Source organism: Sphingobium sp. 15-1, from assembly GCF_013375535.1.
GTDB lineage: Bacteria > Pseudomonadota > Alphaproteobacteria > Sphingomonadales > Sphingomonadaceae > Sphingobium > Sphingobium aromaticivastans.
On sequence record NZ_JABXJG010000001.1, the window covers coordinates 579,504 to 597,690 of the forward strand.

At 66.3% G+C, this 18,187-nt stretch carries 7 protein-coding genes; 6 read left to right on the forward strand and 1 reads right to left on the reverse strand.

Features of this window, described 5'->3' with window-relative positions:
• The first annotated feature begins 349 nt into the window (after positions 1-349).
• The 6 genes from HUK72_RS02725 to HUK72_RS02750 all read left to right on the forward strand — a co-directional run bounded on the left by HUK72_RS02725 (position 350) and on the right by HUK72_RS02750 (position 16,805).
• Positions 350-10,057, forward strand: a complete 9,708-nt coding sequence (locus tag HUK72_RS02725; RefSeq protein ID WP_176595416.1) for a VCBS domain-containing protein — start codon at positions 350-352, stop codon at positions 10,055-10,057.
• A gap of 52 nt (positions 10,058-10,109) precedes the next feature.
• Positions 10,110-10,817, forward strand: coding sequence for an OmpA family protein (locus HUK72_RS02730; RefSeq protein WP_176595417.1), 708 nt, complete (start codon positions 10,110-10,112; stop codon positions 10,815-10,817).
• Positions 10,818-10,829: 12 nt separating this feature from the next.
• A complete protein-coding gene (locus HUK72_RS02735) occupies positions 10,830-12,224 on the forward strand; it encodes a TolC family protein (RefSeq protein ID WP_176595418.1) in 1,395 nt (464 codons plus the stop codon).
• A 50-nt stretch (positions 12,225-12,274) separates the two neighbouring features.
• The gene (locus HUK72_RS02740) at positions 12,275-14,434 is read left to right on the forward strand and encodes a type I secretion system permease/ATPase (protein WP_176595419.1); all 2,160 of its coding nucleotides are present in this window, start codon (positions 12,275-12,277) and stop codon (positions 14,432-14,434) included.
• 137 nt (positions 14,435-14,571) lie between these two features.
• Positions 14,572-15,534 carry a cell wall hydrolase gene (locus HUK72_RS02745; protein ID WP_176595420.1) on the forward strand — a complete coding sequence of 321 codons (963 nt, stop codon included), beginning with the start codon at positions 14,572-14,574 and terminating at the stop codon, positions 15,532-15,534.
• Positions 15,531-16,805, forward strand: coding sequence for an HlyD family type I secretion periplasmic adaptor subunit (locus tag HUK72_RS02750; protein WP_176595421.1), 1,275 nt, complete (start codon positions 15,531-15,533; stop codon positions 16,803-16,805). Before HUK72_RS02745 ends, HUK72_RS02750 begins: the two co-directional genes overlap by 4 nt.
• Positions 16,806-16,970: 165 nt before the next feature.
• Here HUK72_RS02750 and HUK72_RS02755 read toward each other — a convergent pair whose 3' ends face one another.
• Positions 16,971-18,035, reverse strand: coding sequence for a transglutaminase-like cysteine peptidase (locus HUK72_RS02755; RefSeq protein WP_176595422.1), 1,065 nt, complete (start codon positions 18,033-18,035; stop codon positions 16,971-16,973).
• Between the last annotated feature and the right edge of the window lie 152 nt (positions 18,036-18,187).

Below are 18,187 nucleotides of genomic sequence, written 5' to 3' on the forward strand. Positions count from 1 at the left end.
ATATTTTTATTTCCAAAACTATATCTTTAGTAATAGCTCTTAAGTTATTTTTTCGACCCTATCGCATTAAAATGGTTAACAAAACTTGAATCTTCGTGACTCGTTTCGCAGGGCAGCGAATAAGATCAGCCATCGGGTCAGTAAAAACACAAAAGCAGATGGTTAATCCGGGGCGGCAGTCGACTTTGGCAAAAGGTCCTGCCGGCGGGAGAACGTTGACTAGGGGCAATAGCTGATCCGCTGATTGCCGAATGTCGGTGAAGGTATCGAGTCCGCATGCATCGTGCATTCGGAGCGAGGCCTTCTGCGCGCTCCTTCCATGCCCCCATGGCGACAGGTGGGATGGACAATGGATTTCGAGCGCGACTGGAACAGCAAAGACACCGCCGACCATCAGCAGGCCCTTCATCCTGAAGCGGCTGCTCTGGCCGCAAAGGGCAAGGCGGTCCATCCCGGCAAGATGCATCATGCGGACGTCGTTCGGACGGTCGCTCCCAATCCCGACGGCACCGTCGTGCTGCCCGCCGGAACCGACATCAACCAGATCGAGGTTTCCGGACGCAATCTGATCGTCCACCTGCCCGACGGCACCGACATGGTGATCCTGGACGGCGCGGTGGTCATGCCCCGCCTGGTCGTGGGCGATGTCGAAATTCCTTCGGTCAACCTGGCCGCCCTGCTGATCGGGGAAGAGCCCCAGCCTGCCGCGGGTCCGCCGCGCAGCTCCGGTGGCAATTTCCTCGGTCCGGACGGCGATGTGGGCGATCCTCATGGTCTGGGCGATCTGCTGCCGCCTACCGAATTGCTGTTCCCTCAGCCCGAAACGCGGGAAATCCTGCCGATCGCGCCCGATGAAGAGCCGGAAGTCACCATCATCACGCCCGATCAGCCCACCGGCGCCACCGCCGCGACCGCTGGGGTGAGCGAGGCGGGCCTTCCCGCGCGCGGCGGCGAGCCTGCCGGTTCGGCGGCTGCCAGCGACAGCGAGCGCACCACGGGCACGATCGCCATTACCGCCAATGACGGCCTGGCGGGCGTGACCATCAATGGCGTCGCGATCGCCACGGTCGGTCAGACCGTGACGACGCCGCTCGGCGTCCTCACCATCACCTCGATCGCGCCGGGCGCCATCGGCTACAGCTATGTGCTGAGCGACAATGTGGTCGGCGCGCCGCCCGCCGAAGTCTTCACCGTGATTGTAACCGACAATGACGGCGACCAGGCGAGCGCGACGCTGACCATTTCCATCGCGGACGATGCGCCGACCGCCGTCAACGATGTCGACAGCGTGACCGAAGACGGCCCGCTGGTCGCGGACGGCAATGTCCTGACCGGCAGCGGCGGCAGCGATGCGAACACGACGGACGGCGTTGCCGACATCCAGGGCGCTGACGGCGCGGTGGTCTCGACCGCCGGCACATTCCAGGGCACATACGGCACGCTGACGCTGAGCGCGTCCGGCGCTTACAGCTATACGCTGGCCAACGGCAATGCGGCGGTGCAGTTCCTGGTTCCCGGCCAGACGCTGACCGACAGCTTCAGCTACACGATCACCGATGCCGATGGCGACACCTCCACGGCGACGCTGACCATCACCATCAACGGCGCGGATGACGGCATCACCATCACCGGCCTCAATGGCGCGCCGGGGATTGAGGGCGCGGAAGTCGTCCTGCTGGAAAACGACCTGGCGGACGGCAGCTCGCCCGACGCGGCGGGCCTCACCAAGACCGGCTCCTTCGGCGTCAGCGGCGCTGACGGCCTGTCGGGCGTCACGGTCGGCGGCGTGTCGGTGCTGGCCAATGGCGCCTTCGTCGCCGGGCAGGTGGTGACGACGCCGGTCGGCACGCTGACCATCACAGGCTTCACCGCGACCGCCACGCAGGGCGGCGTGCCGACGGCCGGAACCTTCACCTACAGCTTCGTATTGACCGACAACAGCCTGGGCCATGGCGCGGCGGGCGCGGACAGCATCCTGCAGAGCTTCGCCGTCGTCGCGACCGACCGCAACGGGTCGACCGCCAATGCGACGGTCGACGTGCAGATCGTTGACGACGTGCCGACCGCCAACAATGATGTCGATGGCGTCGCCGCCGGCACCTATGGCCCGGAAACCGGCAATGTCATCACCGGGGCGGGCACCGTCTCCGGCGCGGCGGGCGCGGACGTCAAGGGCGCGGACGGCGCCGTGGTGGCGACCACCGGCACGTTCGAGGGCGCTTATGGCACGCTGACGCTGAACGCCGACGGCAGCTACAGCTATGTCCGCGCCGCCGGAACGCCGGGCGGGGTGAGCGATAGCTTCAGCTACACGCTGCGCGACGGCGATGGCGACACCTCCACCGCGACGCTGCGGATCGACATCGCCAACAGCGACGTCATGATCATCTCCATCCCGAAGGTGGGCGAGGGCACGATCGTCGACGAATCCGGCCTGACCGATCCGATGGGCTCCAATGCGGGCAGCGGCGTCGACACGACGGACGGCACGATCACCTACACCGCACCTGATGGTCCGGCGAGCGTCACCATCAACAATATCCCGATCACCGGCGTCGGCCAGGAAATCGTCACCGACAAGGGCATTTTGACGATCACCGGCCTAAACGAAGGTAGCATCGACTATAGTTATACGCTGACCACCAACACGGCTGGCGACAATGTGACCGACAGCTTCGTCGTTACCGTCACCGATGTGGACGGCGACCAGGCGACCGACACGCTGACCATCACCATCATCGATGATGTGCCGACCGCCGTAAACGATGCGGACTCGGTGCGCGAGGATGGCCCGCTGGTGGCCGACGGCAACGTCATAGCCGGTTCGGGCGGCACGGACGCCAACGCGACCGACGGCAATGCCGACGTGCAGGGCGCCGACGGCGCGCATGTCAGCGCCATCGTCTTTGGCGAGACCGCCGGAACCGTCGGCGCGCCGCTGGCCGGGCTGTACGGATCGCTCGTGATCCAGGCGGACGGCAGCTATGCCTATACGCTGAACAATGAAAATGGCGTGGTCCAGGGCCTGGACAAGAACCAGACCCTGACGGAGACCTTCACCTACACGCTGACCGACGGCGACGGCGATCACAGCAGCGCGACCATCACCATCACCATCCAGGGCAACGACGATGGCGTGACCATCAGCGGCCTGGACGGCGAGGGCGCGGAGGAAACCGTCTTCGAAAACGACCTGCCGGGCGGCAGCTCGGAAGATGCGGCGGCGTTGACCCAGACGGGCAGCTTCACCCTGTCCGCGCTGGACGGCGTGGCGACCATCACCGTTGGCGGCCAGGCGATCTTCGGCGCGAACGGCTTCATCAGCGGCGTCACCCTGTCCAACGCCTATGGCACGCTCAGCATCACCGGCTTCACGCCGACCGTGGGCGCGGACGGCGACGTGATCGGCGGGACGGTCAGCTACAGTTATGTGCTGGGCGACAATACGTTGCTGCACACGGGCGCCAATGACGGCAGCCTGACGGACAGCTTCTCGGTCGTCGTCACCGACACTGATGGGTCGACCGACAGCGCCAGCCTGGACATCCGCGTGGTCGACGACGTGCCGACGGCGGTGGACGACGTCGCGGGCCAGCTCACCGAAAATGCGGCGGTCACGATCGACGTCTTCGCCAATGACGTGGCCGGGGCCGACGGCGTCAACCTCGCCAGCGGCGTGGCGCTGGAGACCGGCGCGGCCAAGGGCACCGTCGTCTATCAGGGCAATGGCGTCTTCCTCTACACCCCCAATGCGGGCGCGGAGGGCAGCGACAGCTTCACCTACACGATCACCGACGGCGACGGTGACAAGTCGACCGCCACGGTGACGATCAATCTGCTCCAGGATTCGACGCCGACCGTCAGCGTAACCGACATGACCGTGTCCGAAGCCGGCCTGCCCGGCGGCACGCAGGCGGAGGGGAACAGCGAGACGGCGACCGGCGCCATGACCATCGCGACCGGCGGCGACACGCTGACCAAGGTCGAGGTGCAGGACAAGAACGGCGCCTGGGTCGATGTGACCGCGGCGACGGCGGGAACGCCGGTGGTGGTCGCGGGCGCGGCGGGTGCGCTGACCGTGACCTCCGACGGGGCGGGGCATTACAGCTACAGCTATACGCTGGCGGTCAATGATCCAACCCATCCCGACAATAACCCGCTGGATGGTGACGGCATCAGCGGCGCGGCCGACCCCAAGGCGGGCGATGCCTTCGCAGTGCGCGTGACCGACAGCGACGGCGATCTCTCGCCGGCCGATACGATCAATGTCACCGTGCTGGACGACGCTCCGATCGCCACGGCCGACAGCGGTTCGGTGAGCGAGGGCGACTCGCTGATCGTCGCAACGGCCGACGGTGTGCTCCACAATGACCAGCCGGGGGCGGACGGCTATGCGCCGGGCGTGGTCGGCGTGGCGAAGGGCGGCGATGCATCCAGCCCCGTCAGCGGCCAGGTCGGCACGGCGGTCGCGGGCGATTACGGCACGCTGACGCTCTTTGCCGACGGCAGCTATCGCTATGATGCGACGCCCAACGTCATCTCCGCCGACAAGCAGGATGTGTTCGTCTACACCATCCGCGACGGGGACGGCGACCTCGCGACGACGACGCTGACCATCAACGTCGCCAATGTCGCGTTGGCGGCGGACAATCAGACGAAGACGGTCTTCGAGGCGGCGCTGGACACCAGCATCACCGGCGACGACATCGCGGCGGGCAGCGTCACGGGCAGCACGCCGGGCGAGCCCACCGAAACCGCGACCGGCCAGCTCAATGTCACGGGCGCGATCGGCTACACGCTGACCAGCTCCGCGACCGGCAGCCATGGCCAGATCCTGCTCAACAGCGACGGCAGCTACACCTACACGCTGACCTCGCCGGTCGACGGCCCGACCGCCAATGACGGCGCCCTGCCGCTGGCGGGGGTCGAGGTCTTCACCTATCAGGCGGTCGACGGCGCGGGCAATATCGCCAACGGCACCATCACCATCGACGTGGTGGACGATGTCCCGACGGCGGCGGACGACACTGCCCGCACCGTGGCGGAGGATGGCGCCGACATCAGCGGCAATGTCCTGACCAACGACACGCAGGGGGCGGATGGCGCCACCCTGACCTCGGTCACGATCGGCGGCGTCACGACGGCGATCAACGCCGTGGGCACGACCAATGTCAGCACCAGCTTCGGCGCCTATACCTTCACGGCGGCGGGGGCGTGGACCTTCAACCCGTCGACCAACCTCAACAATGCGAACGGGGTCAGCGCGGGCTTCTCCTACGTCATCACCGATGGCGACGGGGACCAGTCGACCGCCGTGCAGCCGATCACCGTCACGGACGGCGCGGAACCCGGCGCGAGCGGCCCGATCACCCTGGCGCTGGACGACCAGAATCTGGCGGGCGGCACCAGCTCCGGCAATCCGGACTCGACCAGCGGCACCATCACCTTCACGCCCGGTTCGGACGCGATCACCTCGATCGTGTTCGGTGGCATTGGCGGCCTGACCGGCGACCTGACCTGGCTGCGGGTGTCCGACACCAAGATCACCGGTTCGGACGAGCGCGGCGTCGTCGTGACGCTGGACCTGTCGGTCACCGGCAATGTCGCGACCGTGACCGCCACGCTCAACGACAATTATGACACGCATCCGGGCGTCAATGTGGACGATCTGGTCGCGCTCGGCTCCGTGCAGGTGATCGCGCAGGATACCGATGGCGACACCGCCACCGGCACCGTCTCGGTCACCGTGTCCGACGACCTGCCGGTAGTCAGCGCCAATCCGGTCGTGCAACTGGATGACGACGCGCTGGGCGGCAATCCGAACGGCACGGGCGACGATGCCAACAGCCTTAACGCCACCGGCACGCTGGGGCATGATTATCGCGCGGACGGCGCGGGCGGCATCACTCTGCTCGCCACCGGCGCGCCCGCCGGCTTCACCTATGAAAGCACCGGCAGCGTGCTGCTGGTGAAGCAGGGCAGCACGACCGTGTTGACCGTGACGCTGACCGATCCGGTCGCCGGCACCTATTCGGTGGCGCAGAATGCCGCGATCGTCCACCCGCTTGGCAGTGACGAGAACAATGTCAGCTTCGACATCGCCTATCGCGTCACCGACGCCGACAATGACACGGCGACCGGCACGCTGACCATCAATGTCGACGACGACACGCCGGTCGCGGCCGACGATACCGACGTCGTCAAGGAAGACGTCACACTGACCGCCAGCGGCAATGTGCTGACCGGCGCGGGCAGCGACGGCAATCCGGCGGGCGCGGACTCTCTGGGGGCCGACGGTCCGGCGGCGGGCGGCGCGGTGACGGCGGTCACTGGCGGCACGGTCGGCGGCAATGCGGTCGGCAGCTATGGCACGCTCGTCCTCAATGCTTCGGGCGGCTATACCTATACGCTGACCAATGGCTTGGCGGCGGTCCAGCATCTGGACGACGGCCAGACGCTGACGGACAGCTTCACCTATACGATCACGGACGGCGACGGCGACAGCACGACTGCCGTGCTACGCATCACCATCCAGGGCACCAATGACGCGCCGCAGGTCGGCAGCGGCATCGCGGTCGTCTCGGAAGAGGGGCTGACCGGCGCCAATGCCGACACCGCACCCGGCCTGCCGAACGACACCACCAATGCGACGGTGGCGACCGGCACGATCACCGCGAGCGACGTGGACGGCGACGGCATCAGCATGACGCTGGGCAATCCGGGCGCGGTGCTGACCGCCGACGGCCTGCCCGTCACCTGGAGCGGCGTCGGCACGCAGACGCTGACCGGCTCGGTCGGCGCGGTGCCGGTGATCACGATCACCATCACCAATGGCGGCGCCTATACGGTGACGCTGCTGCAGTCGGTCGATCACAGCGGCATCAATGCCGAGGATGTGAAGAACTTCCTGGTCCCCGTGAACGTCAGCGACGGCACCGCCACGGTCGCCACCAGCATCGCCGTCACGATCGAGGATGACAGCCCGATCGCCGTCGACGACAATGTGACGACCATCGAAAAGGCGGCCGCCTCCACTGGCAATGTCCTCACCAACGACCATGTCGGCGCGGACACGCCCGGCGCCGTCGTATCGGTCGGCGGCAACGCCATCGCCCTGGGCGGCAGCCAGACGGTCGTCGGCGCCTATGGCACGTTGCAGCTATTCTCCGACGGCAGCTACATCTACACGCCCAAGGCTTCGGTGCCTTCGGGATCGTTCGACAGCTTCACCTATGTCATGCGCGATGCCGACAATGATACGGCCAGCGCAACGCTGAAGTTCACCTTCCAGGGCGACGCGAACAAGCCGACGGCGGACAACACCGCCGCCAAGCTGGATGATGACGGCCTGACCGGCGGCAACGCGGCCAGCACGACCGGCGACGTCGACGCCAATGTGGGCGACAACGGCTTGGCCGGCCCCAGCGAGGCGAGCTACAGCGGCACCTTGCCCTTCACCTTCGGCGCCGACGGCGGCGGCAGCGTGAGCTTCGCCAATCTGAACGGCACGACCGGCACGGTTGGTACGGACACCGTATCCTATAGCTGGAACGGCACGACCAACACGCTGACCGCTACCATTACGACGGTCGGTGGCCGGGGCACGCCGCTGTTCCAGGTCGTCGTCAATCCGACGACCGGCGCCTATACGGTGACATTGCTCGACAATGTGCTGCACGCGGCGGGCGGGAATGAGAATGACGCCTCGGTCAGCCTCAATTTCCTCGTCACTGACGGCGACTATAACGCCACGACCAACCCCACATCCTCGGCCATCGGGCAGCTCAACATCTCGTTCAACGACGACATGCCCAGCGCCTTCACGCCGGCGGCGGGATCGGTGGCGAACAATGACAGTCCGGCGACGGCCTTCAACCTCAACTTCGCCAGCGTGGCGGGCGCCGATGGCGTCGGCAATGCGCTGTTCACTATCACAGACGGCGCGCCCGCCAAGGATACCAGCGGCGCGACGCTGCGCCTGGCCGGCGAAGACCTGTTCATCTTCGGCAACGGCACGAATGTGCTGACGGCGAAGACGGCGGACGGCGACATCGGCTACACCATCACGCTTCAGCCGGGGACGGACAAATATGTGTTCGACCTTTACGGCACGATCACCAACGGCAGCGAGATTTCGATCAGCAGCTTCAGCGCGGCGAAGGCGGGCAACACCGACTATCGCGGCCTGGGCGTCGATACCACCGATGCCATTGACGTGCTGTTCTCCGGCCGCAGCGCTTCGGGCGCCCGGGGATCGGTCAACACCGACAGCGACTCGATCGGCGTCGACAACCAGTCGGTCAATCCCGACGAGGCGGTGCGCATCGACCTCATCAAGACGCTGGTAGGCAATCCCGCCACCACCACCGGCTTTGCCTATGCCGATCACCAGAGCGTGATCAGCTTCGAGCAGAATATCGCTCAGGTCGGCGGCAATCCCAGCAACACCGTGTCGATCAAGGTCACGGCCATCGATGCCGACAATGACCAGGATCTGGGCTTCTCTTCCGTGACGCCGGAAGCGGGCGAAAGCTTCGTCCCGATCGCCAAGGTGATCGTGACGGACGTCAGCACCGGCAATGTCTACAGCTTCACCGGATCGGGGACGCAGGGCAGCATCGGCGTGACCTTCGCTTCGGGCAGCGTCACCATCACCGGCCTGCAGGTGAACGACAAATATGAGATTGTCGGCACCAAGGGCTTCGATGCGGTGCTGGTGGAATCGCCGCACGTCAACAATCCGTTCGACCTTGGCGTCTTCTCGGTCGAGACGCTGAACAGCGGCGCCCCGATCAACATCAACCACGCCATCGTCGCTTCGGATGCCGACGGCGACAGCGTCAACAGCTCGGTCAGCGTCACGCTGACCCCGGTCGCCGTGCCGCCGGTCGCCATCGACCTGGACGGCGACGGGCTGGAGTTCGTCGGCCTGTCGGGTGGCGTGACCCACGACTATGGTCATGGTGCGGTCGCGACGGCCTGGGTGTCTTCCGACGATGGCCTGCTCGCCCATGCGACGGGCGGTGGCTATGACATCGTCTTTGCCGACGACGCGCCCGGCGCGGCGAGCGACCTGGACGGCCTGCGCCTTGCCTATGACGGCAATGGCGACGGCGTGTTCGATGCCAAGGATGCCGCATTCGCTGAATTCGGCGTGTGGCAGGACGCAAACGGCAATGGTGTGGTCGACGCGGGCGAATTCAAGTCGCTCACCGATGCCGGCATTGCCGCGATCGAACTGAACGCCGACGGCAAGAGCTACACCGCCGCCAATGGCGACGTCACCGTGCTGGGCGAAGCGAGCTTCGTCCGCACCGACGGCACCAAGGGCACGATTGGCGACGTGCTGTTTGCGACCGGCGCCAAGGAAAGCGATGCCAGCAAGACGGAGAGCACGGCCAGCGGTTTCAACCAGGCGCTGGTAGCGGCCAGCCTGGTCGCGGTGGCGGGCGCAACCGTCCCCACGACCGAGGAACAGCCCGCGCCCACCACGGGCGAAAGCGCTGCGCCGGTCACGGAAACCGCGCCCGCCGCGACGGTCACGGCCGAGCCGGCGACCACGCAGGAAGACTCGTCGAAGATCGCGGCGACCGAAGACAAGGCGACCCATGAGGAGCCCGCCGCGCCGGCCAGCCATGGCGGTGAGGAGGCTGCGCCCGAGCATGCCACCCTGTCCGGTGGCGGCGACGCGCATGGCGCGACGACCGAAACTGCCGAGGCGCCGCAGCCCGATCTGGGCAGCCACCAGGGGCTGCTGGCGCAGTCGATCGACCTGCCGCCTGCCTTTGATGGCAATGCGGCGGCGGTCCTGGCGGCCCAACAGGCAGCTCCGGCAGCGAATGCGGCCGAAGTCGTGAAGGAAGCGCTGGGCGCCCATGACGCGCCGAACATCGACGCGCTGTTGGCCGCCCTGCCGGGTGGCGAGCATCCCGCAACGCCCATTTTGCTGAGCCCGATCGCGGGCGAGGCGGTGGACAGCGGGCATCTGGCGGCGGCCACCGCCATCTTCGAAGCGGCGATGGTCGCGCATGAAGCGATGGCGGTCGCCCATGGCTGATTTTGGGGCCGATCTGGAAATTTTCTCGCGGGGAATCTTGGGGAGAGTGAATATGCGAAATGCAGTTGGAAAGGCGGCGGCCGTCGGGCTGGTGACTGCCATGCTGACGACTACGGCGGCCTGGGCTGCGCCTGCTTCGCCCTTGCTGCAACTGGGCAAGTCCGAACTGAGGGATGCGCTCACCAGCCGTTACGACACGGCGGTCAAGGCGGTGAACGACGCCACCGTGCTCGCGGCGCAGGACAGCCGCTGGACCTATGCCGTCGAGGCGAAGAACCAGTGCGGCATCGCCATCGGTTTCATCAAATCCGGCACGAAGGATGCGGACAGCATCAACAAGTGCGACGACTTTGTGGCACGCCTTTCGGCGCCGCCACCGCCGCCGGTGTCGGCAGCTTCAGCCCCACCCGCGCTGGACTGTACGGCACCGGCGGTGTCCATCTTCTTCGACTGGAACATGGACACGCCGCTTTCCGAAGGGGCGAGCACCACCTCCACGCTGACGCAGACGGCGGCGCAGTGCGGCTGGAAGCGCTTTGGCGTCACCGGCTACACTGACACGTCGGGCAGCAACCGTTATAATGACGGCCTGTCGCTGCGCCGCGCGCAGAATGTCGCCAGCCTGATGAGCCAGGGCGGCATCGCCACCGATGCGATGACCGTCAATGGCCTGGGCGAAACCCAGCTCAAGATCGAAACCGCCGATGGTGTGCGCGAACCGATGAACCGTCGGGTCGAAATCACCGCCAGCGCGAATTAAGGGGAGGAAGGCATGACTATCATGCGCAAGACATGCGGCAGCCTGATCGCCCTTTGTGCGGCGGCCATGGTGAGCACGGGCTGGGCCCAGACCACCGATCTCAAGAGCGCGATCGCCGCGGCGATCGACAGCCATCCGGAGATCAACCAGGCAATCCAGAACAAGGAAGCGATCGAGTTCGAACGCGAACAGGCGCAGGGGCTTTACCTGCCCCGCGTCAGCGTCGAGGGATCGGCCGGCGTCCGCCGTCTGGAAAACGCCACCCGCCGCGCTCTCAACCTTGACGACCAGACGCTCTGGCCGCTGGAAGCGAGCGTGCGGGCCGAAGAGACCGTCTGGGACTCTGGCTATCGCAGCGCTGAAAAGCGCCGGCAGGCGGCCCGCACGGACGGCGCGGCCTTGCGCGTCGGGGAGCGCTCGCAGTTCGTGGCGCTGAACGTCACCCGCCAATATCTCGACTATATGCTCCAGCAGCGGGTCGTGGCGGCGGCGGACGACAATATCGCCTTCCACCGCAAGTTGCTGGGCGATTTGGGCGAAGGCGTGACCAAGGGGTCGATCAGCATCGCTGACCAGCAGCAGGCCGAGGAACGGCTCCAGGCCGCCCTTGTCCGCAAGAGCGAGGCGGAGCAGGACATGACCAATGCGGCCATTTCCTTCCGCACGCTGACCGGCCTTTCCATCGATCAGGTCACCATGCCTGATCCGGTGACGAGCGCCGTGCCGCCGACGCTGGACGAAGCGATCGCCGCCGCGCGCACCCACAATCCGCTGGTCCGCGAGGCGGAGGCCGATATTCAGGCGGCCCATGCCGTGGTGGATGAGGCCAAGTCCGAGCTCGGGCCGACGGTCTCGCTGGAAGGAACCGGCCGCGTCGGTCAGGATGTGGACGGCTTCAAGGGCAACACCAACGACATTCAGGGCCGGGTGGTCGTGCGTTGGCAGCTTTACAATGGCGGCATCAACCGGGCGAAGGTCCAGGAAATGACCCGCCGGTCGAGCGAAGCGCGTTTCCGCCTGAGCCAGCGTCAGCGCGAAGCGGAGGAAGATGTCCGCACCGCCTGGAATCGCTGGGATACGGAAAAGAAGCGCGTTACCGACCTGTCGCGGCAGGGCACGGTGTCCGACGGGCTGCTGGTGTCCTATCGCGAGCAGTTCAATGTCGGGCGGCGCTCGTTGCTGGACGTTCTGGACAGCCAGAACACCCGCTTCAACACGCAGGTACGGACCGAGACGGCGCGTTTCTCCGAGATTTTCGCGCAATATCAGATCCTGGCCGCCACCAACACGCTGCTGGATACTCTGGGCATAGCGGCTCCTTCGGGCGCAAACCCCTATGCGCGGAAGAAATATGACGTCCCCGATCTGCCGCCCGCTGAATTGCAGCGGCGGCGTTATCCGGGCTAAGATCCATCTTTGGGGCCATCCGGGCGCAAGCCCGGATGGGCGGGGAAACAATGTTGGAACGAAGCACACTCAGTCTGGCCGAATGGCTGGACCATCAAGGCACGCCCAGCGACGAGCTGGTGGAGAGCATCGCCCATGCGGCGCGGCATTTCGACCGGTCGCCGGGTATCGTAAGCCTTCGCGCGGGCCTGGCCGTCGATGAATCCGGGCGCTTGCCCTTTCATCAGGCGGAATCCGCGCTCGACCAGATCGGTCTTTTGAGCGATCACGTCCGGGGCCGTCTGGACAAATGGCGGCCGGGCAATCTGCCCGCCATATTGCCGCTCCGTGGCGGACGCTTCCTGCTGCTGCTGGACATCAAGGCTGGCGATGTGCTGGTTCAGCTTCCGCATGCGGATGAAGCGGTCTGGGCGCCGCTCAGCGATCTCGAAGGCTATTTCACCGGCGAGGCGCTGGTGGTCATGGCCGATCATGGCCGTGAACGGGCCGAGGAACGCCCCTGGGACGAACGCGCCCGCCAGCACTGGTTCTGGCGCGAAGTGTGGCGCGCCCGCAGCGGCTTCGGCTACGTCATGCTGGCGGCAGGAATCATCAATCTGCTCGCCTTCGCGCTGCCGCTGTTCACGATGAACGTCTATGACCGGATCATCCCGAACAAGGCGGCTTCCAGCCTCTGGGTGCTGGGCGTCGGCGTCATGCTGGCCTTCAGCCTCGACTTCGCGCTGCGCATCGCCCGCGCCAGGCTGGTGGACGAGGCGGGGCGGGAAATCGACGAACGCCTCTCGCAACGCCTGTTCGAAAAGGTGCTGAACACCCCGCTCGCAAGCCGCTCCGGCAGCACCGGGGCGTTGGCGCGGCGCGTGTCGGAATTCGAATCCGTGCGTGAATTCTTCACCTCGACCACTGTGGTCCTGGTGGTGGACATCGCCTTCCTCTTCTTCTTCGTTGGCATTATCGCGCTTCTGGGGGGCTGGCTGGCCATCGTACCGGTCGTCATGATGGGGATCATGGCGAGCGCAGGTTGGTTCCTGCAACGGTCGATGGCCCGCCTGTCACGCGATGCCCAGGCGGACTCCAGCCTGCAAAGCGCGGCCCTGGTCGAAGCCATTGGCGGCATCGAGACGCTGAAGGCCTGCCGCGCCGAAGGACGGATGCTGGAGCGCTGGCGCCGCTACGCCCGGATGAGCGCGGCGACGCAGGAAAAGCTGCGGCGGCTTTCCTCCAAGAGCGTCACGCTGGCGGCCCTCTGCCAGCAGGTGACGAGCATCGCGCTGGTTATCGGCGGCTTCTACATGTTCGCGGCGGGCAATATTTCGATGGGCGCGATCATCGCCATCGTCATGCTGGCCGGGCGTTCGCTGGCCCCTGTCGGCCAACTCGCCTTCGTGATCGTGCGGGCGCGGCAAGCGATGACAACGCTCGACAGCCTCCAGACACTGATCGATCAACCCGACGAGCGGCTGGACGGCGCGCGGGGCATCATCCCCAAAATCCGCAAGGGCGCGATCGTCGCGCAGGGGCTGGAATTCGCCTATCCCGGCGCCAACCAGCCCAGTCTGCGCGGAATCGACCTGCGCATCGAACCGGGCGAGCGCATCGGCCTGATCGGCCGGGTGGCGTCGGGCAAGTCGACGCTGGGCCGAGTGATCTGCGGCCTTTATCCGCCGACCGGGGGTCTATTGACTATCGATGAGGTGGACAGCCGCCAATATCACCCGCATGAGTTGCGCTCCGCCTTCCGCTATGTCGGGCAGGATGCCGAGTTGTTCAGCGGATCGGTGCGCGAGAATCTGCTGCTGGGCGCTCGCGAAGCCAGCGACGAAAAGCTGCTGGAGGCGCTGGAACGTTCGGGCGCGGCGCGCTTCTTCGGACGCGATGCGGCGGGCTTCGACCTGCATATCGGGGAACGCGGCAGCCGCCTCTCGGGCGGACAGCGCAGCTTCCTGGTCATGGCGCGCGCGCTGGTGGAACCGGCCAAGCTGCTCTTCCTGGACGAGCCGACCGGCGCGATGGACAATCAGACCGAGAATCTCTTCATCGACCATCTGGAAAAGGCGCTTGAGCCGGACCAGACGCTGATCGTGTCGACCCACCGCCATGCGCTGCTGCGGATCGTGGACCGGCTGATCGTGATCGATCAGGGCGTGGTGCTGGCCGACGGCCCGCGTGACGAGATCATCGGCCAGCTCCAGCGGGGGGCTGGACAATGAGCGCGCAGCCTGCCCCCATGGCGCCACGTGCTCCGGCGAAGGCCGGAGTCCAGTCCCGCCGTTTGAACTGGGTTTTCCCGAGCCACTTGTCTCGCTCGAATGCCTCCGCAGGAACACGGGGCGCCTGGATCTGGGGGATGGGGTTTGTCGCCACGGCAGCATTGGCTACAACGATGGTGCTGTGGCACCACGACCAACCCCAGCCCGCCATGCAGGCGAAGATCGTGGAGGCCGCCCCCGCCATCCCCCGCCAATATCTCGCCCTCGTCCAGATGACCGAGCAAACCGCCCCGGCGGAAGAAGGCGACAAGGCCCGCGAGGAAAACCAACGCCTCGGCTTCTCTTCCGGCACGATCAGCGCCGCCAAGCCTTTCCACGCCCTCGCCACGGCGGGCGAGGACCATGACCGCGCCCTCCAATGCCTGACCCAAGCCGTCTATTATGAAGCCGCGCGCGAACCCGAAAGCGGCCAGCGCGCCGTCGCGCAGGTTGTGCTGAACCGCGTTCGCCACCCCGCCTTCGCCAAGACGGTGTGCGGCGTCGTCTACCAGCGCTTCGACGCGTCGGTTTGTCAGTTCAGCTTCGTCTGCGATGGCTCGCTGGCGCGCCGCCCGCTGCCGGACCTCTGGAACCGGGCGAAGCGGATCGCCGCCGACGCGCTGACCGGCCGGGTCGAGAAGGACGTGGGCACCGCGACCCATTATCACGCCGATTATGTCTTCCCCCGCTGGGCGCCGCATCTGGCGAAGCTGGCGCAGATCGGCGCGCATATCTTCTATCGCTGGCCGGGCGGTTGGGGCATGCCGGGGGCGTTCACCGGCCGCTATGCGGGCGGCGAGCATATCCCCGCCTTCGACCCGTCGCGCTTCGCCACGGCGGCCGAACCGGCCATCGACTATCCGCCCGTCGCGGCCCTGCCCGAACGGCGGGCGGCCAACGATGTCGGCGGCCGCATGGACCCGACCAAGGGCTGGAAACTCTCCATCCCCGATCCTCAGACAAGCGGCGGCGCGCTGAGCGACATGCTCGCCCGCCAGCAAAAAGCCGCACCCGTCACACTGGCGGCGGACGACCATCATCTCCAAGGGGTGCAACCATGATTTCGCGCTGGATAAGCTGGCTGCGGGGGCAACCGGGCAACAAGCAGGTCATTCTCTACAGCGGCGGCGGCATGCTGGTCTTCCTGATGTGGGCCAGCCTGGCGCCGGTGGATGAAGTGACGCACGGGCAGGGCAGGGTGATCCCGTCCAGCAAGGCGCAGGTCATCCAGTCCGCTGAACCGACCACCATCGAGGAAATCCTGGTCCGCTCCGGCCAGAAGGTCAGCAAAGGCCAGCTTCTGGTGCGCCTGGACGACGCGATGCTGGCGTCTGAGCTTGGACAGATTCAGGCGGAGACGCGCTCGCTGACCGCGCGCGCTGGGCGTCTGGAGAAGGAAGGCACAGGCACCGGCGCGGCCTGCGCGACCGGCGGGCCGGAATGCGCGCAGGAACAGGCGCTGGCCGCAGTCCGCCAGTCCGCGCTGCGCAGCAAGCAGGATGCGATGTCGGCCGCCGTCGACCAGCGCCGCCGCGAACTGGGCGAGGCGCAGGCGACCATCGACAGCCTGGGCGGCAGCGTCCAGCTTGCGCGCCAGCGGGTGGCGATGCTGGAACCGCTCGCGGCGAAATCGATCATCCCGCAGACCGAATTGCTCGACGCCCGCCGCGATCTGGTGGACGCGCAGGGCCGGCTGAATGCCGCGCAACAACAGGCTTCGCGCGCATCCGCCGCGATCCGCGAAGCGCAGGCGCAGCAGTCGGAGGCGAATTTCCAATTCCGGCAGGATGCGCTCAACGAACGCAGCCAGCTTGAAGCCAAGATTGCGGTCAACAGCGAGTCTCTTCGGGGCGCAAAGGGCCGGGCGCAGCGGGCGGAGATCCGCTCGCCGGTCGACGGCGTGGTCAACGATGTGCAGGTGACGACCATCGGCGGCTATGTCAGCCCCGGCCAGAAGATCATGCAGATCGTCCCGGTGGGCGAAAAGCTGCTGGTCGAGGCGCGGGTGAAGCCCAACGACATCGCCTTCATCAAGACCGGCGACCGCGCCGTGGTGAAGGTGACAGCCTATGACTTCTCCATCTATGGCGGGCTGACCGGCACGGTGCAGCAGGTCTCTGCCGACAGCGTCTATGACGAAGCGACCCGCGAAGCCTATTTCACCGTGGTCGTGGAGACGGACCGCGCCTGGCTCGGCTCAGGCGCGCACAAGCTGCCGATCACGCCCGGCATGGTGTGCGATGTGGAGATCATGACCGGCCGCAAGTCGGTGCTGGCCTATCTGCTGAAGCCCATCATGAAGGCCCGCTCGGAAGCGCTGCGGGAGCGGTAAGCCTACCCTCAAGGATTCCCCAAGGATGAGGTGCTCCTGCGAAGGCAGGAGCCCAGTTCCGCCCTGGGATGAGCGTTCTACCGTTTGAACTGGGCTCTCACGAGCCACGCGTCTCGTTCGAGTGCCTCCGCAGGAGCACGATTCACCAGGAAGGCGAGGGCGCCCTCACCGCGCCGCGAACCGCACAGGCTGCGGCGTCGTCACCCGATAGCCATGGGTCCAGCGCCCAAAGGCATTGAAGCTCATGATCGGCCGATAATCGCTGACGCTGGACGAAGGCAGCACCCGGTCGGTCATATTGTCGAGGATCATCAAATCCCCGCCGATCCGCACCGCCAGCACGGCGTGATCGGCCTGCCGCACGAGATCGCGGGCGATCACCAGGAACATGGCGTGCCGGTCGAACCCCGCCGCCTCCAGCAGTTTCATCTTGGCGATGGCATAATCCTCGCAATCGCCCGCGCCGCTTTGCAGCGTCCGCGCCGCCGAAGCCCAATTGTCGCCGCCCTGCCGGTCGTCCACGAAGCGCAGCCGCCGGTTGACCCAGCTATTGATCATCTCGACCTGCTGTTGCGCCGCCGATCCGCGAGCCGCGTTCAGGACACCGCTCCAGACCCCCTTGCCGGGCAGCGCCGCCGAAACGGAAGCCCATTTGCCGTCGAGCAGGGTGCGGGAGATCGGCATGGCGACCGATCCGAACACGTCGGGCTGCCCATTGCGCGGCGGCATGATCTGGCCCGAAAGTGCGGGAACCGGGCGAGTCGGCATGACGAAGCCGCTTTCCTGCGGAATTGCGGCAACCGACGGCGCCGGCAGGAACCCGCGCATGAAGCCCGGCACCAGCTCCGGCTGGCGATAGCTCACCACGGAAAGCTGGACGCCCTGCAACCGCCAGCCCGGCAGCTTGCCGCTGAAGTCGCTCAGGCGCCGGTCGTTGACGATCGCGTCGGGAACGACGGGTTGCGCCACCCAGGGGGCCTGGACATTGCCACTGCCCTGTTGCGCGCTGATCGCCGCCAGACGGCTCATGCCGCCCGCGAGAAGATTGGCGGAGACGCGGTCGGCGGGCGTATAGGCCAACCCGCTCTGCGTGAAAGCGTCCGGAAAAGTTCCCAGCGGCGCCTGAGCCAGAGCATTGCCGCTTGCCGTCACCAGCAGCAGCGCGGAGGTGGCGCGAAGCGCGAAACGGCGCAGGGCCGACGGGCGAAGGGGCGGGGCGAAGCCTGACATGCTTGCCCGTATCGCGCCGAAAATTGAACATCCGGTGCCCCGCGCTGGTTAACGCGGCGGTAGGCAAAAAATTGCCGGCAATTTTTTGCCCGGCAATTTCCCGGCCAATCGCGACAATCCAGTTCGCCGCGATTGGCCTGAAAATCGACAAT

Excerpts from the sequence above, each read along its gene's own strand:
- HUK72_RS02755 (WP_176595422.1), bottom strand. The coding sequence starts at position 18,035 with ATGTCAGGCTTCGCCCCGCCCCTTCGCCCGTCGGCCCTGCGCCGTTTC.
- HUK72_RS02750 (WP_176595421.1), top strand. The coding sequence starts at position 15,531 with ATGATTTCGCGCTGGATAAGCTGGCTGCGGGGGCAACCGGGCAACAAG.
- HUK72_RS02740 (WP_176595419.1), top strand. The coding sequence starts at position 12,275 with ATGTTGGAACGAAGCACACTCAGTCTGGCCGAATGGCTGGACCATCAA.
- HUK72_RS02725 (WP_176595416.1), top strand. The coding sequence starts at position 350 with ATGGATTTCGAGCGCGACTGGAACAGCAAAGACACCGCCGACCATCAG.
- HUK72_RS02745 (WP_176595420.1), top strand. The coding sequence starts at position 14,572 with ATGGGGTTTGTCGCCACGGCAGCATTGGCTACAACGATGGTGCTGTGG.
- HUK72_RS02735 (WP_176595418.1), top strand. The coding sequence starts at position 10,830 with ATGACTATCATGCGCAAGACATGCGGCAGCCTGATCGCCCTTTGTGCG.
- HUK72_RS02730 (WP_176595417.1), top strand. The coding sequence starts at position 10,110 with ATGCGAAATGCAGTTGGAAAGGCGGCGGCCGTCGGGCTGGTGACTGCC.